This window comes from Mesorhizobium sp. M5C.F.Ca.ET.164.01.1.1, assembly GCF_004792125.1.
Lineage (GTDB): Bacteria > Pseudomonadota > Alphaproteobacteria > Rhizobiales > Rhizobiaceae > Mesorhizobium > Mesorhizobium wenxiniae.
On record NZ_SRTG01000185.1, the window covers coordinates 1 to 386 of the forward strand.

General features: G+C 68.1%; 1 protein-coding gene. It reads left to right on the forward strand.

From position 1 onward, the window contains the following. Positions 1-330 (forward strand): DAK2 domain-containing protein (locus EN807_RS33040; RefSeq protein WP_135937979.1); only part of this gene is annotated, 330 nt, incomplete at its 5' end. Positions 331-386: the final 56 nt, after the last annotated feature.

Below are 386 nucleotides of genomic sequence, written 5' to 3' on the forward strand. Positions count from 1 at the left end.
AAGGAATTGCCCGCTACGCCGGACCGCGACGGGCTGACGGCGGCGCTGGGCAAGGCCATCGAGGCGGTTGCGGCGCGCGGCAAATCGCAGCCGGGACAAAAAACCATGCTCGACGTGCTGCAGCCGGTGTATGAGGCGCTGGCGCAAGGCAGAACCGGCAAGGAGATCGCCGATGTCGCCGACAGGGCGGCGGACGCCACCGTGCCGATGAAGGCCCTGCGCGGGCGGGCGTCCTTCCTGGGCGACCGCTCGATCGGGCATATGGACGCCGGGGCGCGGTCGACCGCGCTCTTGGTGCGCGCAGTCGCTGAAGCAATCGAGGGTTCTTGATGAGCAATGTCGGTATCGTCATCGTCTCGCATTCGCCGCTGGTCGCCGAAGGCACG